The sequence below is a fragment of the Pseudomonas syringae genome, from assembly GCF_021605415.1.
Taxonomy (GTDB): domain Bacteria; phylum Pseudomonadota; class Gammaproteobacteria; order Pseudomonadales; family Pseudomonadaceae; genus Aquipseudomonas; species Aquipseudomonas syringae_S.
The window spans coordinates 41,164-61,822 of record NZ_WKEQ01000008.1 but is presented as its reverse complement, the minus strand read 5'-3'; the positions used below and the strand labels follow the sequence as shown (position 1 = coordinate 61,822).

The following is a 20,659-nucleotide window of genomic DNA, read 5'->3' as shown; positions in this document are numbered from 1 at the left end:
AAGGCTGCTCCTACACGGGGACGATGCAATAAAAAAGGGGCCGCACCCTGCCAAGGAGACGGCCCCGGAAAACGATAGAAACCCAATCGCGTGGTGGCTGAAAACCTGTCATCCCTTGCCACTTAAGCGACGCCCTGCCCGCGCCCTTTTGCTGTGTTACCGCAAGGGCGAGCCGAGCGTGCTAGCGATACGGCCTCAGACTTACCGCAACCTTACAGCCGGGTGATGACCAATTAGTGAACGTCGAAATCGAAGGTGCTGAACCCGTTGGGTGTTCAACAGGCCGTAACAAATACGGCCATGAAGAAGTTTTTTGAAGGCTCAACGCTGGCGTTGTGAGGGGAATTATTGAGGCAACTGCTTATCTCCGAAAATACTTTTTATGGAGATAACGAGACCAAACTGGAATATAGAATTTACGTTCCGTACTACACTGATACCACGCCTTATACAGTACGAAATCGACTTTTCAACAGGGTTATGCGTGACCTCAAAGTGCCAGTAACTCTTGCATACGGCACCTTGAACGAGCTTGCAAATCGGTACGATTGAACGTATCGCAGCCGTACATCAGTCTGATCAAGCTGTTCTATGGTCAGCCCGCTGATATTCGCCTTTTCAAGCAGTCTTCATTTCCTGACTGGCCTCAACAGTGACATCACGCTTTCTAAACCGGTTCGCCCGCCCAAACGTCCCGAAATCATTGAACCGCACCCCCATCTCCCGCATGACTTTATGCGCCACCGGCACGGTCATCTGACGGATGTAAAACGGTTCCTTCACCACAAAATGATGAATCCCGTGACTGCTGCCGAAGTTGAAGCAGAACGCCTGCAACGGCCACAACCACCATGGGTTCAACACCTGACACTGCTCAAGCACGTTACCCAGCTCGACATCGCCGTAGTAATGCATGTTCGAGCTGATGAAATGCAGGCAAAAGGTGCGCAACACGTTCGGGCCGATGATGACCACCGCGGCGATGTCAATGATGTGCATGACGGACAACGTGGTCGCCGACCATTCAATCGGCGAGCCCATCAGGTAAGCCATGCCATTGGCCGCATGAAAACCGAGAAACACATACCACGCACCCCAATGCACCAGCGCCAATGGCGCGTAGACCTTGAGCGTGCGTTTGATGATGCTGAATTTATGCTTCCAGGTTTTCGCCCGCAGCATCCGGATGAATGCCGACATCACGTTGTCGCCGACCATCAGTAACCGCGCAAAACCCCACGGTTCGCCGTTGGTGATCGCGCGTTCTTCCATGTCGGTTTCGGTGCCGGACACCTTGTGGTGATTGAGGTGCAAATGACGGCGGATCCACGGGTTGATCGTGCTCGGCCGAGCCAGCCACACCAGGCCCATCATCAGGTTGTGCGGCAGCCGTTGCTTGCGGAAATACATGCTGTGGATCAAATCGTGTTCAAGCTCGTGGGTGAGCGAGGCAAAAAACGCGTTGAGCAACAGGCATGCCCACCAGGCCATGTGACCGGTGATGTACAGCGCCGCCGAGCCGATCATGCCGGCCAGCGCGAAGGCCAGAATGCTTGCGCCGAGGGCATCCTGATGCTTGAGAATCGGGTAGCGTTCGCGCAGCTCCACGCCTTTGGCCAGCACCACGTCACGAATGTGCGCTGATCGCTGGGCAGCATTGTGTCGCTGGGGACTTGCAGAAGTACCGTCCATGCTTCCATCCTCTGGTTATTGATGTTCGCATCCTGCCCGGTAAAACCGCGGAACCCGGTAGCCGTGAACGCCAACCTGTTGACCGGAAGCGCCAATCAGCATGAAGGAACCGACCTCTCTCGCCAGTTGGACCCGCGCCCTGCGCAAGCAACTCGATGCGCTGGGGCTAGACAGCATCGCCCTGTGCCAGCAGGCCGGGCTCGATCCGCAGTGGATGGACGATCCGAACGCACGCTACCCGTTGTCTGGCACCACGCGGCTGTGGGAGATCGCCGTGCAAGTCAGCGGCGACCCGGCCATCGGCCTGCGGGTGTCGCGTTTCGTCAGCCCGACCACGTTTCATGCCCTCGGCTATGCACTGGTGGCCAGCGGCAGCCTGCGTGAAGTGTTCGAGCGTATCGTGCGTTATCACCCGGTGGTCAGCGATGCGCTGGAACTGGAACTGCATCGCGGCGACGACCGCTATCAATTTCGCCTGAAAGTGCCCTCTGGCAATCCCGCCCCGGCCTTCGAAGCCATCGACGCCTTCGCCGCGATTTACGTGCGCACTTGTCGCAATCGCCTGGGCCGCGACTATGCGCCGCTCGCGGTGTACCTGCGCCGCCCGGAACCGGCCGACGTCCACCAATGGCACAAAGTCTTCCGCGCCCCGGTGCATTTCGCCGCCGCCGAGGATCGCCTGGAGTTCGCCCTCGCCGACTTCGACAGCCACCTCGACGACGCCAACCCGGAACTCGCCGAACACAACGAAGCGGTGCTCAAACGCACGATGGCCCAACTCAAGCCGTTGACTTGGGAGCGCAAGGTTCGCGACGCCATTGAAGAACAACTGCCGGAAGGCGAGCCGAGTGCCGAACGCATCGCCCAGACCTTGCACCTGAGTCTGCGCAGCTTGCAACGGCACCTGGCGGATGAGGGTTGTCGCTTCGATACGCTGCTCAACGAAAGCCGGGAAAATCTGGCGCTGCTGCACCTGCGCGATCCGCAATGCTCGTTGAGCGAGATCAGTTATCTGCTGGGATTTGCCGATACGAGCAGCTTCAGCCGCGCGTTCAAGCGCTGGACGGGGATGACGCCGGGGCAGTTTCGGGACGGGTTGCGATAGCGCCCTCAGTTTTTGACCAGACTACGTTCCATGCCGATGCCCCACTGCTCGCTCATGGCGGCACCTACCTCGGCGAACGCTGGATGGCTTTTGCTGTATTCAGCCATCTCACCCATTGCCTCATGCATGCCATGAACAACCTGCTCCAGCAGCTCGTTGCAGCGTCCCTCGGTCAAATTGCAGGCCGTTCGGCCAAATCGCATCAGCATTTTGTATTTCGGCCAGGCTTTTGAACCGCCCAGCAGCAACGCCATGCTGTCGCTCTTGATATAGACCGAGGTCGTGATGATGTCGTAAGCCGGAGCGAGTCTGACCGATGATTGAGCGCCACAATCTTCGTACAACACACCGAAGTTTTTTAGATGTGCATCACCGTTTTTCAATCCGGCCGACAACGCCACAATCTTGAAAAATGCTTCCAGCGCTTGATTGAGCAGCAGCGGCGAAACGAACGCCTTGATCTGGCGGGCAGCGCCTTCATACGAGCCATCGTATTTGGCTTTCGCGGGCCACCCGTTGAGCACGCAGAAATCCTCAAAGCCGAGATAGCCGCTATCGCTCAGATCAAACCGCTCGACGACGAAAAACTTGCCCTGCTCACTCAGTTCGAACGCTGGCACTTCAAGACCACAATGCAGGGCCGCGCGCATACAGAAATACTCGTTAGTCGCCAACTCCGGATATTCTTCGGCTCGAAAGGCTTTGACCAAGTGCGTGGCTCCGCGGTGAGTCACGCGATCTACCGTTGCCGCACTGTCGCGCACCAGTACTTTGGGCTGCACGCCAGAAACCCCGGAATATTGACCGTAAGTTTGTAACAAGTCTTCGAAAAGGCCTTGGGCGCCATCGTGTACCAACAACTCGGCCAGGGACGTTTCCGGCTGACGATCCGTCGTCGATGCGTCAGCAATAGCAAGACGGCCCAATTGATGCGGCCCGATTATCGATAACAACGCAAAGTCATCGAAACCGCGCACCGTTTTACTAAAACGACGCACCAGCTCATCGCGCAGCGCGCCTTCTGGCAAATTCATTTCGAATATTGGATGGATGCCCTGCTCCCAACCGTAACTTTCCAGACGAGCAGGCATTGTTAACGACACGGCGTTTTCATTACTCGCATCTTCACGATAGGTGAACACGCTATCCGTGCGTGTGTGCCCACGTCCGAGCGCTCCCACTGGCGTGTCTGCGACCCGGATGTGCAATCGATCCATCGACTCAGTCATGGAAACTTACCTTTCGCAGCGTATCGAGTGTCGGGCGTTGGGATTGGCGAGGAACGGCTAAGAGTTCATAGCCAAAGCCATTCAGAATCGCCTCCACCTTGCGCAAACCAATTTCGGCAACCGTGTTGTTTTCGATTCCTGAGATGGTTGCGCGACTCATACCATATTGCTCAGCAAGCGCTTGCTGAGACAACTTGTGAGCCTTGCGTAACGCTCTGATCAATTCACCGAGCTGTTCCATTTACCACCGATTGCATTATTAACGATGCATTTAGAGAAAAATCCGCTTTTTGCATCATATGCAATGCGTTAACCAGAGCTTAACGGCATTGTTCTGCGGATGAAAGGTGTGTTTTTACAAACCCCAACTCAAACACCGTCCCCCCCGCATCACTGCGCACCCTCACCTGCCCGCCATGCAATTGCATGATCGACTGCACAATCGCCAATCCCAACCCGCCCGAATCCCCCGGTTCGGCGCGGGACGGGTCGACGCGGTAGAAGCGGTCGAACAGTTTGCCCAGGTGCTCGGGCGCGATGATGGGGCCGTCGTTGTCAATCTGCAGCCATCGTATGCCCGCCTCGTCATGCTGGCAGAGGCTGATCGAAGTGCCCGCGTCCGCGTGGCGTACCGCGTTGGCCAACAGGTTGCCGAGCGCGCGTTGAAACAGTTGCTGATCGGCGAACAGTTCGCCGTGAAGCGTGTTGACCAGGCGAAGGTCGCGGTCGTCGGCGAGGGCTTCGAAGTAATCGCAGAGTTCATCGCCGAGGGTTTTCAGATCGAGGGGCTGTATATCGAGTGCCCGTTCGGCCTGTTCGGCGCGGGCCAGAAACATCAGGTTTTGCGCCATGCGTTTGAGGCGTTCGAACTCCTCCATGTTTGAGGCCAGCACCTCCTGATATTCGGCCGGCGTGCGCGGATGGTTCAGAGCCTGGCCGTTGCTCGCCAGCAACGTGTGAAGCGGCGTGCGGATTTCGTGGGCCAGATCCGCCGAGAACTGCGACAGACGCTGCACGCTTTCGTCGAGTCGTATCAGCATGCCGTTGAGCGCCTGCACCGGCTCAAGTAACTCAGCGGGTATATCAGCGGCGGGCAGACGCTGATCGAGGCTGCGCAGATCAATCTTGCCTACCGCGAGACTCAGTTGGCGCAACGGCTGCAAACCACGCCGCAACAACACCAGCCCCAACGCAAACGCGAGCAACGCGCCCAAACCAATCGCCAGGTACAGACGCAGGCGATAACTGGCGAGCATCTGTTCACGTTCGCTGAGAACTTTGCCGGCGATTATTTTCAGCCCTTCGCCGTCCGGGCCTTGGGCCTGGCCTGAAATCAGCGCCACCGCTGCGCCGCGAGGGGCTTGCCAGGTCAGCACATCGTTGCGCCGTGGCGAGCGATCCAGCGCGATAGCCGTCAGCGGTGGCAGGGCTTGTTGCCGAGGGTTGATGCGAATCACCGGCGAGCCGTCGGCGCGCTCGACCAGAAGCAAACTGTCCTGATTGCCGAGCATGTTCTGATACAGCCGTGGCCGCGCCTGCAACGCGTCGAGGCTGTCGCTGTCGGAGAGCAACGCGCGAACTTGCTCCAGACGACCGAGCAAGGCCATGTCGTCGCGAAAGGCCAGTTCCGAGGCCAGCGAGCGATACAGAAACACGCCGATTGCGCTCAACACCAGGGCACAAACAATGGCAAACGCGAGGGCCAGCCGCAGGGCGATGGATTTAGTCCAGATCATCAGGCGCTTCCAACTGATAACCGACGCCGCGCACGGTGTGAATGAGCTTGGGCATGAACGGGTCATCGACCTTGGCGCGCAAGCGGCGCACGGCCACTTCAACCATATTGGTGTCGCTGTCGAAATTCAGATTCCAGACCTGTGAAGCGATCAAGGTGCGCGACAACACTTCGCCCTGGCGGCTGGCGAGCAGGTGCAGCAGCGAAAATTCCTTATTGGTCAGATTGATCCGTTGTCCGCCACGACTGACGCGACGGCGCAGCACGTCAATGTCGAGATCGGCGATGCTGAACGATTCCACCTCGCGCATCGGCCCGCGCCGCAACAACGTGCGCACCCGCGCGAGCAGTTCAGCGAAGGCGAACGGTTTGAGCAGGTAATCGTCGGCGCCCAGTTCCAGGCCGCGCACACGATCCTCGATGGCATCTTTGGCGGTAAGGAACAGCACCGGCGTCGCGCCGCGCTGGCGGATCAGTTGCAACAATTGCCAGCCGTTGAGGCCCGGCAGCATCACGTCAAGGATGATCAGGTCATATGTTTGCTGCTCGATGAAATAGCGGCCGTCGAGGCCGTTGAGCGCCACGTCTACGGCAAAACCCGATTCGCCCAGGCCTTTGGCGAGGAAATTCGCGGTCTTGGCTTCATCTTCTACGACCAGCAAACGCATGGCACACCTCGATTATTCAGGCACACAGGCTAGGCGCCTTGAGCGCCGTTGCCCATTACAAAGTTGTAATCAGACTGACGAGGTTCTGACGAAGGACGGCGACTAAGGTGGCGGCCTACGTTTTCGGAGCCTGCTTATGACACTCAAATGCATCATCGCCAGCCTCGCCATTGGCCTGAGCACCCACGCTATGGCCGGCCCGGAATTGCCGCGCCACGCCGACCTCGACCTGCGCACCGCACGGCTGCTGGCCGACTCTGCCGTCAACGCCTGCACCGGCACGGTATCGGTGCTCGACCGTGGCGGCAATCTGTTAGTGACCCTGCGTGGCGATGGCATCGGCCCGCACAACACCGCCGCGAGCCAGCGCAAGGCGTATACCGCGTTGTCGACCAAAACGCCGACCCGACTGTTTGCCGAGCGCGCTCGCAGCAATCCGGAAACCGCCAACCTCAACACCCTCGACGAATTGCTCCTGCTGGGCGGCGGCGTGCCACTGTTCAGCGGCGCTGAACTGGTGGGCGCCATGGGCGTAGCCGGATCGGGCGGCGGCGAGCAAGACGAAAACTGTGCCATTGCAGCGGCCAAAACAGCTGGCCTGTCCACCCAACGTTCTCACTAAGGAGATTCACCATGACCCCACTGCGCATGACCCTCGCCGCGCTTTGCCTCGGCAGCCTGTCGAGCCTGGCCCTTGCCGCCGGCAATCCGCTGAGCGTGCATGTCCTCAATCTGGAAAACGGCCTGCCGTCGCCCGGCATCAACGTCACCCTGGAAAAACACGTCGGCCAGACCTGGCAGCCGTTGAGCCAAGGCACGACCAACGAACAGGGACGCATCGCCGAACTGTTCCCGGCCAAACAGCCTTTTGAAGCGGGGCAATATCGGGTGGTGTTCAAGACCGGCGAGTATTTCGAGAAGGCGAAGCATGAGACGTTTTTCCCGGAGATTCCGGTGATCTTTGAAGTGAAGCAGGCCGATCAGCACTACCACATCCCGCTACTGCTCAGCCCTTACGGCTTCTCGACCTATCGCGGCTCTTAAAACTCACACAGAACCTGCTCGTGATGGCGATTCCACGATCGCCCCCTGTAGGAGCTCCCGCGGCCCGAGCCAGCGGCAGCTCCTACACGCGGTTATACGGTGGCGAGGGCGCGCAAACGTGGCGCGTCGAGGATTTCGATTTCGCCGTAGCTCAACCCGATGATTCCTTGCCCCTGCAAGTCCTTGAGAATCTGGTTTGTGGTTTGGCGGGACAACGAAAGCATCGCTGCCAATTGTTCTTGTGGCAGATGCAAAATCCGGCGCGGGGCATCGATTTCACCGTAGCCCTCGGCAATCATCAGCAGTCGATGAGCCAGACGTGCCGGCGCGGGCAGCAGGCTGAGTTGTTCGAGGCTGATGAACGTCAGGCGCAATTTCTGGCTCATCAACAGCGCCAGATGCCGCCAATACACCGGATGCTCATCCAGCACGCGCAACAGCGTGCTTTGAGCAATATTCAGCAGCGTGCACGGCCCAACCGCATAGGCGTCATGCGTACGTGGCTGGCCGTCGAACAGGCAAATCTCCCCGAACCAGTGCGGCGCTTCCACCAGACTCAGCAACGCCTCTTTGCCTTGCTCGTTCACGGCTCCAATGCGCACCGCACCCTCGAGCACCGCATACAACCCGCACGGCGGATCACCGCGCTGGAACAACCGCTGCCCCGCCGTCAGCCGGCGCTCGCGGGCCACTGCGAGCAGACTATTCTGAAAGGACTCAGGCAAATGACCGAACCATTGCCCGGTCATCAGCCGTGAACGTATTTCCATGAAAACTCCTGGATTGTCGCCTGCCTGACAGAGTGAACACTGAGCCCGGGGCATGATGCGATCACCCTACCGGAGGAACAACAATGAAAAGCCTCGTCGATCATTTGAGTCAATACGCCGCGTATCACCGTGACCCGCGCAACATTGTCAGCCACTTTATCGGCATCCCGCTGATTGTAGTGGCGGTCGCGGTGTTGCTGTCGCGCCCGCAGTGGGGAGTGTTGACGCCTGCGGTGCTGGTGTCATTGGCATCGGCGTGGTTTTACCTGCGCCTAGAACTGCGCCTCGGCGTGTTGATGACGGTGCTGTTGGGCCTGTCAGTCTGGGCGGGGCATGCGCTGGCGCAGCAGAGCACGATGGTGTGGCTGAGCAGTGGGCTGGGAATGTTTGTGGTGGGCTGGGCGATCCAGTTTGTCGGTCATCACTATGAAGGGCGCAAACCGGCGTTTGTCGATGACGTGACGGGGCTGATTGTCGGGCCGTTGTTTGTGGTGACCGAGCTGGCGTTCATGCTCGGAATGCGGCATGAGTTGAAAGAGCAGATTGAGGCGCGGGTGGGTGGGGTGCGTTTGAACCCGAATCGCGCGCCTGTGTAAATCGCATTCGCGAGCAGGCTCGCTCCCACAGTTGGAATGCCAATCCTTGTGGGAGCGCGCCTGCTCGCGAAGCTTTGATCTTAAATATTGGCGACTTTCTGCCAAACCTTCGGCTTGAAGAACAACGTCTCACCCTTCGCCAGCCCCGTCAGACTGTCGTGATCTTTCACCACCTCAGCTTCGATCAGATCCGTCTGCCCTTCGACTTTCAACGTCACCCGCGTGGTCGCGCCTAATGGACGGATATCCCGCACTTCAGCGGCGTGGTGATCCGCCAGCTCATGCCGCGACAGCGACACTTCATGCGGGCGAAACAGCACATGATTGTCATCGCCCAGATGCAGACGGTTTGAATCACCGAGGAAGTGATAAACGAAGTCGCTGGCCGGATTTTCATAGACCTCGCCCGGTGATCCGATTTGCTCGATCACGCCCTTGTTCATCACCACGATGCGGTCGGCCACTTCCATGGCTTCTTCCTGGTCGTGGGTCACGAACACTGAGGTCAGGTTGATGTCTTCGTGCAGCCGTGCAAGCCAGCGGCGCAGTTCTTTACGCACCTTGGCGTCGAGGGCGCCGAACGGTTCGTCGAGCAGCAGCACTTTTGGCTCGACCGCCAGGGCACGAGCCAACGCAATACGCTGACGTTGCCCGCCGGAGAGTTGCTCCGGGTAGCGGTCCGACAGCCAATCCAGCTGCACCATATTCAGCAATTCATGAACTTTAGCGGCGATCTGGCTTTCGCTCGGGCGCTGGTTTTTGGGCTTCATGCGCAGGCCGAACGCGACGTTGTCGAACACGGTCATGTGGCGGAACAGCGCGTAGTGCTGGAACACGAAACCGACGTTGCGATCGCGCACGTCGTGGCCGGACACGTCTTCACCGTGGAACACGATGTTGCCCTGATCCGGAGTTTCCAGGCCAGCGATGATCCGCAGCAGCGTGGTCTTGCCGCAGCCGGACGGGCCGAGCAAGGCGACCAGTTCGCCGCTGTGGATATCCAGGCTGATGTTGTCCAGCGCCTTGAACGCGTGGAAATTCTTGCTGACGTTACACACTTCGATCGACATGACTTATTCCTCCGCGGCGCTGGCGCGCAGGCGGTTGATACGGTTTTCGCTCCACTGCTTGAGCAGCAGGATGAAGAGCGCCAGGATCAGCAACAGGCTCGCCACGGCGAACGCGGCCACGTGGTTGTATTCGTTGTAGAGGATCTCGACGTGCAGCGGCAAGGTGTTGGTCACCCCGCGGATGTGCCCGGACACCACCGACACCGCGCCGAATTCACCCATGGCCCGCGCGGTACACAGCACCACGCCGTAAATCAGGCCCCACTTGATGTTCGGCACGGTGACATGCCAGAACATCTGCCAGCCATTGGCGCCGAGCAGTCGCGCGGCCTCCTCTTCTTGAGTGCCTTGTTCCTGCATCAACGGAATCAGCTCTCGGGCCACGAACGGCACCGTCACGAAGATCGTCGCCAGCACGATACCCGGCAGGGCGAAGACGATCTGGATGTCGTGATCCTGCAACCACGGCCCGAAAAAGCCCTGAGCGCCAAACATCAGCACGTAGACCAGACCGGCGATTACCGGCGAGACCGAGAACGGCAGGTCGATCAGCGTTACCAGCATGCTCTTGCCACGGAATGAGTATTTGCTCACGCACCACGCCGCGCTGACGCCGAACACCAGGTTCAGCGGCACGGAGATCAGCACGGCGATCACCGTGAGTTTCAACGCCGACAGAGCATCCGGTTCAAAGATCGCCGTGAAGAACGCGCCAAGGCCGCTCTTCAAACCTTGCGACACCACGATGAACAGCGGCAGCAGCAAAAACAGCGCAAATACCAGCCAGCCGAGGCTGATCAAAATCCGCCGCGACGTAGCGCTGCCACGGCGGGCGGCGTTGGCCGAAGAGGCGGCCGCAATAGACGATTGGGACATGTTCGCGCCTCCTTATGGGGTTTCGATGCGCCGCTGCAGCAAGTTGATCAGCAGCAACAGGACGAAGGAAACCACCAGCATCAGCACGCCGATGGAGGTGGCGCCGGTGTAGTCGTATTGGTCGAGCTTGACCATGATCAGCAACGGCAGGATCTCGGTTTTCATTGGCATGTTGCCGGCGATGAAAATCACCGAGCCGTACTCGCCGACGCCACGGGCGAACGCCAGGGCAAAACCGGTCAGCCACGCGGGCAACAGCGCCGGCAACAGAATGTGGCGGAACACCTGCAACGGTTTTGCGCCGAGGCACGCCGCGGCTTCTTCGACTTCACGGGGGATATCGGCCAGAACGGGTTGCACCGTGCGCACCACGAACGGCAGCGTCACGAAGGTCAGCGCCAGCGTGATGCCCAACGGCGTGTAAGCGATCTTGAAACCGAGATCGGCGGCAAACTGCCCGACGATGCCGTTGGGCGAATACAACGCGGTCAGTGCGATGCCGGCCACGGCCGTCGGCAAGGCGAACGGCAGATCGATCATCGCATCGATGACCTTGCGCCCCGGGAAGGTGTAACGCACCAGCACCCAGGCGAGCAGCGTGCCAATGATGCCGTTGATGATCGCGGCGCAGAGCGCGGTGCCGAAGCTCAGCTTCAATGCCGCCAGCACGCGCGGTGCGGAAATGATCGTCCAGAACTGATCCCAGGTGAGTTGGGCGGCGTGGACGAACATCGCCGCCAGCGGGATCAGCACAATCAGGCTGAGGTACACCAAGGTGTAACCCAGCGTCAGCCCGAAGCCGGGTATGACGGGGGAAATACGACGTGACATAAAAGTCCCTGGTTAAAAAGCGTTTCACTCAACGCATCAATGTAGGAGCGAGCCTGCTCGCGAAGAGGGAGTATCAGTTAACAACCTTGTCGTCTGACACGCCGCCTTCGCGAGCAGGCTCGCTCCACATGAAGCAGATCACTGCGCCTGATAAATCTGGTCGAACACGCCACCGTCGTTAAAGAATTTCGGCTGGGCGGATTTCCAGCCCCCGAAGTCTTTGTCGATGGTGACCAATTCCAGTTTCGGGAACTGCTGCGCGTACTTGGCCGCTACGTCCTTGTCACGTGGACGATAGAAGTTTTTCGCGGCGATTTCCTGTCCGGCCGGGCTGTACAAATGCTTGAGATACGCTTCGGCGATCTCGGCGTTGCCCTTCTTTTCGGCGTTCTTGTCGACTACGGCCACTGGTGGCTCGGCGAGGATCGACAGCGAAGGCACGACGATGTCGAACTTGTCTGAGCCGCCATCTTCTTTCAGCGCCAGGAAGGCTTCGTTTTCCCAGGCCAGCAGCACGTCGCCCTGACCATTGTTGACAAAGGTGATGGTCGAACCGCGCGCGCCGGTGTCCAGCACCGGAACGTGCTTGAACAACGTGGTGATGTACTCCTTGGCCTTGGCTTCGTCGCCGCCGTTGGCTTTCAAACCATAGGCCCAGGCCGCGAGGAAGTTCCAGCGCGCACCGCCCGAGGTTTTCGGGTTCGGGGTGATGACGGAGACGTCATTCTTGACCAGGTCGCCCCAGTCCTTGATACCTTTCGGGTTGCCCTTGCGCACCAGGAACACGATGGTCGAGGTGTACGGCGTGCTCGCTTCCGGCAAACGCTTTTGCCAGTCGGCCGGCAGGGACTTGCCGAGCTTGGCGATTTCATCGATGTCGCCGGCCAGGGCCAAAGTCACCACATCGGCGCGCAGACCGTCGATTACCGCGCGGCCCTGCTTGCCTGAGCCACCATGGGATTGCTGGATTTTCACGTTGTCGCCAGCGTGTTCCTTTTTCCAGAAATTGACGAATTCGGTGTTGTATTCCTGGTACAGCTCACGGGTCGGGTCGTAAGACACGTTGAGCAGTTCGTAATCCTTGGCAACCGCGGAACCGGCAAACACAGCGCTGGCCAGCGCGGCCAAAGCGTAACGGCGAATCGACGACATGGTGGAAGCTCCTGGAATTCGGGTGATGGCTTTTTCTTATGCTTGAAACCTGGGTTGCCCGTTCAGACATCGCAGCCTTCGACAGCGCCTATACAGATCTCCCCTGTAGGCGCTGCCGCAGGCTCGGGCCGGATCAGCCCGACTTCTGCCCCGGCTGCTGCAACCGGAATTTCTCTTTGCGTTCGATCTGAACCACTTGCGCGTTATGCACAGTGATTTCCACTGCTCCGAAACGCAGGTCGCGCAGGGCACTCTGGATCTCGCGCAAGATGGTGGCTTCGTCCTGACCGTCAACGCTACGCAGGGATGCGCTCATGGTGCTGCTCCTTTGAACGGGAAGTGCCTGGCAGTGCTCAGCACTGCGTTCGGCGTGAGCGCAATATAAGAGAGGCATGGATATTCTTAAAAAGACTATTTAAGAATGTTTATATAACCTAAAGACATTAATTGACCGGACAAGGCGTTGCGCCAAGTCAGGTACCTGTGCAGGAGCTGTCGAAGGCCGCGATCTTTTGATCTTCAACCGATAACGGGAGCCCTCATCCAATCGATGTTATGCGCCGGCACCGGTCGCCCGAACCAATACCCCTGCCCCAGATCACACCCGTGTTCAAGCAAAAACGCCGCTTGCTCGACCTGCTCGATACCCTCGGCGTGCACCTGCATGCCCATGCTACGTGCGAGTGCAATGATCACGCGGACAATCGCCGCGTCGTCGTCATCCCACGGCAATCCCGCAACGAAACCCTGATCGATCTTGAGCTTCTGTACCGGCAGCCGTTTGAGCCGCAGCAACGACGAATAGCCAGTGCCGAAATCATCGATGGCCAAGCGGATGCCCAGTTCGCGCAAGCGATGCATCTGTTCCAGCGCCACCTCCGGATCGTCCATCACGGCGCTTTCGGTGACTTCCAGTTCCAGGTACGCCGGATCCAGCCCCGTTTCGTGCAGCACCTGCGCCACGTGCTCTAACAGTTCCCGGCGAGCGAACAGCCGCGACGATACATTCACCGCCACGAACGACAGCACCACACCCGCCGCTTGCCACTGGCACATTTGCTGGCAGGCCTCGCGCATGACCCAGGCATCGATCTCGGCAATCAGTCCGGTGCGTTCGGCAATCGGAATGAATTCGGCCGGGGACACCAGCCCTCGCTGCGGATGCTCCCAGCGCACCAGCGCTTCGACGCTGATCAGGCGACTGGTTTTCAGGTCGTGTACGGGTTGGTAATAAACGCGCAGCTCTTTTCGTTCCAGCGCGCGGCGCAGCTCAGAAGCGATCTCCACCCGTTGCCGGGCATGAGCCGTGAGTTCTTCGGTGTAGAGCGCGTAACCGTTGCGGCCGCTGTTTTTTGCCTTGAACAAGGCGGCATCAGCATTGCGCAGCAGCTGTTCGGCCGTTTGCGCATCGCCGGGGAACAGGCTGATGCCAATACTGGCGTTGATGAACAATGAGTGGCCGCCCACATGGAACGGATCATTGAAACCCTCAATAATGGATTGCGCGAGCGCGGCGCCCTGCGCGGGCTGTGGATAACTATCGACGAGCACCGCGAATTCGTCACCGCCCAGTCGCGCCAGGGTCAGGCCGGGGCCGGACAGATTCTGTAAACGCGTCGACACGCTTTTGAGCAGTAAATCGCCGACACTGTGGCCGAGGCTGTCATTGATCATCTTGAAGTGGTCAAGATCAATCAGCAGTAACGTGCAGCCGCGTTTATGAACCTGCGCTGAAGCCAAGGCCTGTTCGGCGCGGTCACTGAACAGCAGGCGATTGGGCAGATCGGTCAGCGGATCGTGATGTGCCAGGTGCTTGAGTTCCTGTTCGGAATTCTTGATTGCGCTGATATCGGAGAAGACCGCCACGTAGTGGCTTAGGTGACCATTTTCATCGTTGATAGAGCGGATAGTCTGCCATTGCGGGTAGATCTCGCCGCTTTTTCGCCGATTCCAGATTTCTCCGCTCCACTCGCCGCCGGCCTGCAAGGTCGCGAACATCGACTGATAAAAACCCGGAGGGTGATGACCGGACTTGAACAGGTTTGGATTTTGCCCATGGACCTCTTCGCGCGAGTAACCAGTGATCGCCATGAATGCGCGGTTAACGTGCACGATCAGGCCTTGCGGATCGGTGACCAGCACACCTTCGCGGGTGCAGTCGAACACAGCAGCCGCCTGGCGCAGATGCTCGCGATCAGCCTGGCGCTCAAGCAATCGTGCGGCGCTGCCGATGGTATTGAACAAGCGTAACCGGGCCGTAAAGATCAGCCCGGCGCTGAAAATGATGAGGAGATAACCGTTGATCAGGTGCCAGTGCGGCAGATCGGCAGAGTCATCGAAGAATCTGTTCAATAAATAACCAGTGCTGGTCAGCCAGACAGCAGCCAGCACCAGATACAGCAGCGCTGCACGCAAGGCATCGCGATAAGAGGCAGACATTCGGCCGTCCATGTCCCTGAAAAATGTCGCGATTATAGGGCAGGAAACATTCAGCGACTCTTATCTGAAAGGGCGACTGGTTTTATCTGTCTGCTTAGTGATAATGCATCGGCTGTTTTTATCTTTATCGAGGGCCCTATAGCCTATGTGGTACGAAGGTTTTCTTGGCTTGTCCGCCTGGTCACTGGTGGCAGTCACCTTGCTGATGACTCACGTCACGATCATTGGCGTCACGGTCTATCTGCACCGCTACTCGGCCCATCGCTCGCTCGAGCTGAATGCCGGCCTCAAGCATTTCTTCCGTTTCTGGCTGTGGCTCACCACCGCTCAGAACACCCGCGAGTGGACCGCCATCCACCGTAAACATCACGCCAAATGCGAAACCGAAGACGATCCGCACAGCCCGGTCATCAAGGGTCTGTCGACGGTGCTGCGCACCGGTGCCGAGTTGTACCGTGCCGAAGCACAGAACCCGGAAACCCTGCGCATTTATGGCAAGAACTGCCCGGACGACTGGATCGAACGCAACCTGTACACGCGCTTTCCGTTGTTGGGCGTGGCGATCATGGGCGTCATCGATCTGCTGTTGTTCGGCACTATCGGTATCACCATCTGGGCCATCCAGATGATGTGGATTCCGGTGTGGGCCGCTGGCGTCATCAATGGTCTCGGCCATGCCGTGGGCTATCGCAACTTCGAATGCCGCGACGCGGCGACCAATCTGGTGCCATGGGGCATCCTGATCGGCGGCGAAGAACTGCATAACAACCATCACACCTACCCGAACTCGGCCAAGCTGTCGGTCAAGAAGTGGGAGTTCGATCTCGGCTGGGCGTGGATCAAAGTGTTCAGCTTCCTGCGTTTGGCAAAAGTGCAGCGGGTTGCGCCGATCGCCCACCGCGTCGAAGGCAAGGGCAGCCTGGACATGGACACCGCCATGGCGATCCTCAACAACCGCTTCCAGATCATGGCGCAGTACCGCAAATTGGTGATCGGCCCGCTGGTTCAACAGGAACTGGCCAAGGTTGATCATTCAGTGCGTCACCAATTCCACCGTGCCAAACGTCTGTTGTCGCGAGAGACCAGCCTGCTGGAAGAGCGCCACCACGCGCGCATCCAGAACATGCTCGAGCACAGTCAGGCACTGAAGGTGATTTACGAGAAGCGCCTGGCCCTGCAACAGATCTGGGTCAAGACCAGCGCCAACGGCCACGACATGCTCGCCGCCATCAGGGAATGGGTGCACGAGGCTGAGGCCAGCGGTATTCAGTCCCTGCGTGAGTTCGCCGATCAGTTGAAAACCTACTCGCTGCGCCCGGCAGCCGTGTAGGCGCTACCGCAGGCTGCGATCTTTTGATTTGCTTTCATGAAATCAAAAGATTGCAGCCTCGTTTCACTCGACAGCACCTACAGGTTCATCTGGTTTTTCTATACCGCTTGGCGGAGTTCCCCGCCAAATCGGGAACTTCGCGCTCGATCACTTATCTCAAAGACACTTCGCCTCCCCGGCGGGCTTATCTGTAGCCGCTGTCGAAACTGCGGCACGCCCTTTGAGATTTGTGCCGATGGTCAACAACAACCAGAAAGACGCATCCCCTCCACAGTGGCCCGACGCTGCGCAGACGCTCATGGCCCTGATTCATGCCCAAGGTGAAGTCGCTCGCCTGAGCGAGCGCGAGCAGCTGTTCAGTTCCTTACTGTTCAGCGTTAACGCCGTGCTGTGGGCATTCAATTGGGAAACTCGTCAGGTGCTTTATGTCAGCCCTGCCTACGAGCGGATTTTCGGCCGTTCCGCCGGACTGCTGCTGGCCGACTACAACCAGTGGCGCGACAGCATCTATCCCGATGACCTCGACTACGCCGAACGCAGCCTCAGCGAGGTTCTGCACAAAGGCGCTGTTGAAGACCGCGAGTATCGAATCATTGCCGCCGACGGCCAGGTACGCTGGCTCAGCGACAAGTGCTTCATTAATCGCCAGGAAGAGACGGGGCAACCAGTCATCATCGTCGGCCTGGCCGAAGACATCACCGACAAGAAACAGCTGGAAAGCGAGCTACAACGCCTGGCCACTACCGACGTGCTGACCCAGAGCAGCAATCGCCGGCACTTCTTCGAATGCGCCCACCGCGAGTTCGAACAGGCCCGCCTGCAGGGCTCTCCGCTGTCCTTTCTACTGCTGGACATCGATGACTTCAAAATCATCAACGACTCCCACGGCCATCCCGAGGGCGACAACGTTCTGCAGCGCATCGCCGAATGTGGCCGTGCTTCATTGCGCCGGGGCGATGTGTTCGGACGAATTGGCGGTGAAGAATTTGCGGCGGTGTTCCCCGGCTGTGCGCCGGACATGGCGATGCAAGTGGCCGAACGCTTGCAACGGGAGATCCAGCGGCTGACTTTCGAACATGACGGGCAATCGTTCGGCATCACCGTCAGCCAGGGTCTGACCAGCCTAACCGACGAAGACACTAGCCTGGAAAGCCTGTTTGCCCGGGCGGATGCCGCAATGTACGAGGCCAAGCGCCAAGGCAAGAACCGGATCATTTCTGACTGATAAACATCCCGAATATGCAACAAAAAATCCTGTAGGGGTAAGCCTGCTCGCGATGAGGCCCTGACGTTCAACACCGGTTTGGCTGACAGTCCGCTATCGCGAGCAGGCTCACGCCTACACTGGATTTGTGACGCTGGGCTATTTACGCATCCGCATCAATTCCGGCAGTCCGATCTTGAGCAACCGCGCCGTTCGGCTCTTGGACAATGCCTCCACGCCCTCATGCTCGGTCAGACGGGCCATCTGCGCCGCCATGTTCATCACCAGCGCTTCTCGTGAGTAAACCCCGCCACCGAGCTGATAGACCGCCGCAATCAGCTCGCGCAGCTCCAGCGGCAGACGCCAGCGGGTGCGCAACGCCGAACCATAAGCCGCACCGAACTGCACCAGCGCTTCACCGACTTCCTCGAGCTCGTCCAGCTCACCGCCGGCCTGCTTCCACTCCTGCAGGCAGCGCAGCAGCGCCAGATCACCGAGACGATGGAGCATTCCTGCGCAATAACAGCGCTCCTGATCCAGATCGAGCAGGCGCGCCAGGGTGCGGGCGTATTCGGCCGTGTGCAGTGACAACCCCCAATAACGTTCGGCGTAATCCGCCAGGCATGGGTCGCTGAGCCTTGCGCTGCGCTTGAGCGCAAGACCGAGTATCAGATTCATGCTTTGTCCGGTGCCGAGCCGCTGCAATGCTTGCGCGAGCGTCTGCACTGCGGCCCCTCGATGCTGCGCAGCGCTGTTCGCGGCAGCAATCAGCACGGCGGTTATTTGCGGATCGGTGCGGATTTCATCTTCCAGGCGTTTCAGATTGAGGCCGTCAGGATTGAGGCTGCGCTTGACAGCGACTTGCACGTCGGTCATCAACGGCGCGCCATCGGCCTGTTCCCGTCGCCGTTCGAGGTAAACCGACAGCGTCATGCCCGGCGCCAGCGACGGCACTTCACACGACACTTCCTCCCCGGGATTAAGCAGTAAATCCTGCAGACGCTGGGTCAGGCTTTCCATATTCAGGGGTTTGGTCAGGTAAGCCGTCGGCGCCAGCGGCAGTGCCTCGCGCACGCTGGCAGTGTCGTTACGGCTGCTCATCAGGATGAACGGCAGCGGCGGATTGCGTTTGCGCTGACGCACATTGCGCAACACATTCAAGCCGTCCACACCGGGCAGCTCCCAGTCGACGATGGCCAGGTCATAGGGGACTTCACGAAGCAGGTTGATGGCTTGCTGGCCATCGGCGCACAGATCCAGCCGCGCATCGCAGCGCACGTTCAACAACACCTGCTTGAGCAAGTCACGAGACCAGGGGTCGGCCTCGGCGATCAAAACTCTCGGTACTGCGGGTAAATCAACAGCCGTCATGCGCGCGCTCCCTTGCAATGCCTGAACCTTAGCCAATGCCGGCCATTCGATACAGCGCTAAAGTTCTGTCACTGTTTCACAGGCATGAAAAAACCCGCCGAAGCGGGTTTTTTGTCGAACCGATCACACTGCGCTCGGCGATTACAGCTCCGAGAAGCACTCTTCGATGATCGCCAGGCCTTTGTCCAGTTGCTCGTCCGGCGAGGTCAGCGGTACGAGTACGCGCAGCACGTTGCCGTAGGTGCCGCAGGACAGCAGGATCAGACCTTTGTCACGCGCCTTGGCCACCACCGATGCCACAGCGGCAGCGTTAGGCTTGTGGCTGTCGCCGTTTTCAAACAGCTCGACGGCAATCATGGCGCCCAGGGCACGCACTTCGCCGATCACCGGATACTTGGCCTGAATGGCTTTCAGGCCAGTGACCAGACGCTCGCCGACAGCCTTGCAGCGATCCAGCAGTTGTTCTTCTTCGAACACTTCCATCACGGCCAGGGCCGCGGCGCAAGCGATCGGGCTACCGGCATAAGTGCCGCCCAGACCGCCAGGCGCGATGGCGTCCATGTATTCGGCCTTGCCGCACACACCGGCCAGCGGGAAGCCGCCGGCAATGGATTTGGCGAAGGTGGTCAGGTCGGCAGCAACGCCCATCTGTTCCATGGCGAAGAACGTGCCGGTACGGCCTGCGCCGGTCTGCACTTCGTCCGCGATCAGCAGGATGCCGTGCTGGTCGCACAGCGCACGCAGACGCTTCATGAATTCCTTCGGCGCCACGTAGAAACCACCTTCGCCCTGAACAGGCTCGATGATGATAGCGGCGATATCTTTCGGCTCGGCGTCGTTCTTGAAGATGCGCTCAATGCTGGCGATCGAATCGTCGATGCTCACGCCGTGCAGCTCGTTCGGGTACAGCGCACGGAAGATGCCGCCTGGCATCAGGCCCATGCCGGCCGAGTAAGGCACGACTTTACCGGTCAGGCCCAAGGTCATCATGGTGCGACCGTGGTAAGCGCCGGTGAACGCGATCACGCCGGCGCGGCCAGTGGCGGCACGGGCGATTTTCACGGCGTTTTCTACCGCTTCGGAACCGGTGGTGACCAGCAGGGTTTTCTTGGCGAAATCACCCGGAACCTTGGCGTTGATTTTTTCGCACAGCTCAACGTACGGCTCGTAAGCCAGTACCTGGAAGCAGGTGTGGGTCAGTTTGTTCAGTTGTTCGGTCACGGCAGCGATGATCTTCGGGTGCACGTGGCCGGTGTTCAGCACGGCGATACCGCCGGCGAAGTCGATGAACTCGCGACCTTCAACGTCGGTCACGGTCGCGTTCTTCGCGGACTCTGCGAAGATCGGGTGAATCTGGCCAACACCCCGTGGAACAGCAGCGGTACGGCGGGCCATCAAGTCAGCGTTAGTCTTGCTCATTACAGTCCTCATTCGCCGCTCATCGGGCGGCGTTGTTCAAGGATTAAGCGGGAGAAATCGACAGTGGCAGCATGCGATGATCGACTGCCACAGCGTTCCTGGCCGCAGAGAAAATTCCGTTTTGAAAC

The 20,659-nt window shown here is 59.1% G+C and carries 20 protein-coding genes; 6 read left to right on the top strand and 14 right to left on the bottom strand.

All coding sequences use genetic code 11. The annotated features are described in order from the left end of the window. Positions 1–618: 618 nt before the first annotated feature. Positions 619–1,692 (bottom strand): fatty acid desaturase, encoded by a 1,074-nt coding sequence (locus GIW69_RS07670; RefSeq protein WP_236481530.1) that lies wholly within the window; start codon positions 1,690–1,692, stop codon positions 619–621. Between the two features lie 100 nt (positions 1,693–1,792). On the opposite strand from GIW69_RS07670, the gene GIW69_RS07665 reads away from it, so the two are divergent. Next, positions 1,793–2,797 (top strand): AraC family transcriptional regulator, encoded by a 1,005-nt coding sequence (locus GIW69_RS07665; protein ID WP_236481529.1) that lies wholly within the window; start codon positions 1,793–1,795, stop codon positions 2,795–2,797. Positions 2,798–2,802: 5 nt separating this feature from the next. Here GIW69_RS07665 and GIW69_RS07660 read toward each other — a convergent pair whose 3' ends face one another. From GIW69_RS07660 to GIW69_RS07645, 4 genes are all read right to left on the bottom strand, one after another. Beyond that, complete coding sequence (locus GIW69_RS07660; protein ID WP_236481528.1) at positions 2,803–4,026, bottom strand: type II toxin-antitoxin system HipA family toxin; 1,224 nt, start codon at positions 4,024–4,026, stop codon at positions 2,803–2,805. Further along, positions 4,019–4,267 (bottom strand): helix-turn-helix domain-containing protein, encoded by a 249-nt coding sequence (locus tag GIW69_RS07655; protein WP_236481527.1) that lies wholly within the window; start codon positions 4,265–4,267, stop codon positions 4,019–4,021. Before GIW69_RS07655 ends, GIW69_RS07660 begins: the two co-directional genes overlap by 8 nt. Before the next feature lie 79 nt (positions 4,268–4,346). After that, on the bottom strand, positions 4,347–5,762 hold the full coding sequence (locus tag GIW69_RS07650) for a heavy metal sensor histidine kinase (RefSeq protein WP_236481526.1): 1,416 nt from the start codon (positions 5,760–5,762) through the stop codon (positions 4,347–4,349). After that, positions 5,749–6,429, bottom strand: coding sequence for a heavy metal response regulator transcription factor (locus tag GIW69_RS07645; RefSeq protein WP_236481525.1), 681 nt, complete (start codon positions 6,427–6,429; stop codon positions 5,749–5,751). The genes GIW69_RS07650 and GIW69_RS07645 overlap by 14 nt, the downstream gene beginning before the upstream one ends. Positions 6,430–6,565: 136 nt before the next feature. On the opposite strand from GIW69_RS07645, the gene GIW69_RS07640 reads away from it, so the two are divergent. Both GIW69_RS07640 and uraH read left to right on the top strand, forming a co-directional pair. Then, a complete protein-coding gene (locus GIW69_RS07640; RefSeq protein ID WP_236481524.1) occupies positions 6,566–7,051 on the top strand; it encodes a heme-binding protein in 486 nt (161 codons plus the stop codon). Positions 7,052–7,062: 11 nt separating this feature from the next. Next, a complete protein-coding gene (gene uraH, locus GIW69_RS07635; RefSeq protein WP_236481523.1) occupies positions 7,063–7,473 on the top strand; it encodes a hydroxyisourate hydrolase in 411 nt (136 codons plus the stop codon). Between the two features lie 92 nt (positions 7,474–7,565). On the opposite strand, the gene GIW69_RS07630 is transcribed toward uraH, so the two are convergent. Next, positions 7,566–8,243, bottom strand: coding sequence for a Crp/Fnr family transcriptional regulator (locus tag GIW69_RS07630; protein ID WP_236481522.1), 678 nt, complete (start codon positions 8,241–8,243; stop codon positions 7,566–7,568). Positions 8,244–8,326: 83 nt separating this feature from the next. Here GIW69_RS07630 and GIW69_RS07625 point away from each other — a divergent pair, with 83 nt between their 5' ends. Next, complete coding sequence (locus GIW69_RS07625; RefSeq protein ID WP_236481521.1) at positions 8,327–8,839, top strand: Mpo1-like protein; 513 nt, start codon at positions 8,327–8,329, stop codon at positions 8,837–8,839. An 80-nt stretch (positions 8,840–8,919) separates the two neighbouring features. Here the strand turns inward: GIW69_RS07625 and GIW69_RS07620 are convergent, their stop codons facing one another. The 6 genes from GIW69_RS07620 to dibA all read right to left on the bottom strand — a co-directional run bounded on the left by GIW69_RS07620 (position 8,920) and on the right by dibA (position 15,207). Continuing rightward, positions 8,920–9,909, bottom strand: a complete 990-nt coding sequence (locus GIW69_RS07620; RefSeq protein ID WP_236481520.1) for a sulfate ABC transporter ATP-binding protein — start codon at positions 9,907–9,909, stop codon at positions 8,920–8,922. 3 nt (positions 9,910–9,912) lie between these two features. Continuing rightward, positions 9,913–10,785: a sulfate ABC transporter permease subunit CysW gene (gene cysW, locus GIW69_RS07615; RefSeq protein WP_236481519.1), complete on the bottom strand. Its 873-nt coding sequence runs from the start codon at positions 10,783–10,785 to the stop codon at positions 9,913–9,915. Positions 10,786–10,797: 12 nt separating this feature from the next. Next, complete coding sequence (cysT, locus tag GIW69_RS07610) at positions 10,798–11,616, bottom strand: sulfate ABC transporter permease subunit CysT (RefSeq protein ID WP_236481518.1); 819 nt, start codon at positions 11,614–11,616, stop codon at positions 10,798–10,800. Positions 11,617–11,754: 138 nt separating this feature from the next. Further along, positions 11,755–12,768, bottom strand: coding sequence for a sulfate ABC transporter substrate-binding protein (locus GIW69_RS07605; protein WP_236481517.1), 1,014 nt, complete (start codon positions 12,766–12,768; stop codon positions 11,755–11,757). Positions 12,769–12,901: 133 nt separating this feature from the next. Then, the gene (gene oscA, locus GIW69_RS07600) at positions 12,902–13,084 is read right to left on the bottom strand and encodes a sulfur starvation response protein OscA (protein WP_236481516.1); all 183 of its coding nucleotides are present in this window, start codon (positions 13,082–13,084) and stop codon (positions 12,902–12,904) included. A gap of 203 nt (positions 13,085–13,287) precedes the next feature. Then, entirely contained in the window at positions 13,288–15,207 is a 1,920-nt protein-coding gene (gene dibA, locus GIW69_RS07595; protein ID WP_236481515.1) for a phosphodiesterase DibA, read from the bottom strand. A gap of 145 nt (positions 15,208–15,352) precedes the next feature. Here dibA and desA point away from each other — a divergent pair, with 145 nt between their 5' ends. After that, positions 15,353–16,537 carry a delta-9 fatty acid desaturase DesA gene (desA, locus tag GIW69_RS07590; RefSeq protein WP_236481514.1) on the top strand — a complete coding sequence of 395 codons (1,185 nt, stop codon included), beginning with the start codon at positions 15,353–15,355 and terminating at the stop codon, positions 16,535–16,537. A 235-nt stretch (positions 16,538–16,772) separates the two neighbouring features. After that, complete coding sequence (locus GIW69_RS07585; protein WP_236481513.1) at positions 16,773–17,762, top strand: sensor domain-containing diguanylate cyclase; 990 nt, start codon at positions 16,773–16,775, stop codon at positions 17,760–17,762. 138 nt (positions 17,763–17,900) lie between these two features. Here the strand turns inward: GIW69_RS07585 and GIW69_RS07580 are convergent, their stop codons facing one another. Beyond that, the gene (locus tag GIW69_RS07580; protein ID WP_236481512.1) at positions 17,901–19,112 is read right to left on the bottom strand and encodes a response regulator; all 1,212 of its coding nucleotides are present in this window, start codon (positions 19,110–19,112) and stop codon (positions 17,901–17,903) included. A 141-nt stretch (positions 19,113–19,253) separates the two neighbouring features. Further along, positions 19,254–20,531: a 4-aminobutyrate--2-oxoglutarate transaminase gene (gene gabT, locus GIW69_RS07575; protein ID WP_236481511.1), complete on the bottom strand. Its 1,278-nt coding sequence runs from the start codon at positions 20,529–20,531 to the stop codon at positions 19,254–19,256. Positions 20,532–20,659 lie beyond the last annotated feature (128 nt).

Excerpts from the sequence above, each read along its gene's own strand:
- GIW69_RS07670 (WP_236481530.1), bottom strand. The coding sequence starts at position 1,692 with ATGGACGGTACTTCTGCAAGTCCCCAGCGACACAATGCTGCCCAGCGA.
- GIW69_RS07665 (WP_236481529.1), top strand. The coding sequence starts at position 1,793 with ATGAAGGAACCGACCTCTCTCGCCAGTTGGACCCGCGCCCTGCGCAAG.
- GIW69_RS07660 (WP_236481528.1), bottom strand. The coding sequence starts at position 4,026 with ATGACTGAGTCGATGGATCGATTGCACATCCGGGTCGCAGACACGCCA.
- GIW69_RS07655 (WP_236481527.1), bottom strand. The coding sequence starts at position 4,267 with ATGGAACAGCTCGGTGAATTGATCAGAGCGTTACGCAAGGCTCACAAG.
- GIW69_RS07650 (WP_236481526.1), bottom strand. The coding sequence starts at position 5,762 with ATGATCTGGACTAAATCCATCGCCCTGCGGCTGGCCCTCGCGTTTGCC.
- GIW69_RS07645 (WP_236481525.1), bottom strand. The coding sequence starts at position 6,429 with ATGCGTTTGCTGGTCGTAGAAGATGAAGCCAAGACCGCGAATTTCCTC.
- GIW69_RS07640 (WP_236481524.1), top strand. The coding sequence starts at position 6,566 with ATGACACTCAAATGCATCATCGCCAGCCTCGCCATTGGCCTGAGCACC.
- uraH (WP_236481523.1), top strand. The coding sequence starts at position 7,063 with ATGACCCCACTGCGCATGACCCTCGCCGCGCTTTGCCTCGGCAGCCTG.
- GIW69_RS07630 (WP_236481522.1), bottom strand. The coding sequence starts at position 8,243 with ATGGAAATACGTTCACGGCTGATGACCGGGCAATGGTTCGGTCATTTG.
- GIW69_RS07625 (WP_236481521.1), top strand. The coding sequence starts at position 8,327 with ATGAAAAGCCTCGTCGATCATTTGAGTCAATACGCCGCGTATCACCGT.
- GIW69_RS07620 (WP_236481520.1), bottom strand. The coding sequence starts at position 9,909 with ATGTCGATCGAAGTGTGTAACGTCAGCAAGAATTTCCACGCGTTCAAG.
- cysW (WP_236481519.1), bottom strand. The coding sequence starts at position 10,785 with ATGTCCCAATCGTCTATTGCGGCCGCCTCTTCGGCCAACGCCGCCCGC.
- cysT (WP_236481518.1), bottom strand. The coding sequence starts at position 11,616 with ATGTCACGTCGTATTTCCCCCGTCATACCCGGCTTCGGGCTGACGCTG.
- GIW69_RS07605 (WP_236481517.1), bottom strand. The coding sequence starts at position 12,768 with ATGTCGTCGATTCGCCGTTACGCTTTGGCCGCGCTGGCCAGCGCTGTG.
- oscA (WP_236481516.1), bottom strand. The coding sequence starts at position 13,084 with ATGAGCGCATCCCTGCGTAGCGTTGACGGTCAGGACGAAGCCACCATC.
- dibA (WP_236481515.1), bottom strand. The coding sequence starts at position 15,207 with ATGTCTGCCTCTTATCGCGATGCCTTGCGTGCAGCGCTGCTGTATCTG.
- desA (WP_236481514.1), top strand. The coding sequence starts at position 15,353 with ATGTGGTACGAAGGTTTTCTTGGCTTGTCCGCCTGGTCACTGGTGGCA.
- GIW69_RS07585 (WP_236481513.1), top strand. The coding sequence starts at position 16,773 with ATGGTCAACAACAACCAGAAAGACGCATCCCCTCCACAGTGGCCCGAC.
- GIW69_RS07580 (WP_236481512.1), bottom strand. The coding sequence starts at position 19,112 with ATGACGGCTGTTGATTTACCCGCAGTACCGAGAGTTTTGATCGCCGAG.
- gabT (WP_236481511.1), bottom strand. The coding sequence starts at position 20,531 with ATGAGCAAGACTAACGCTGACTTGATGGCCCGCCGTACCGCTGCTGTT.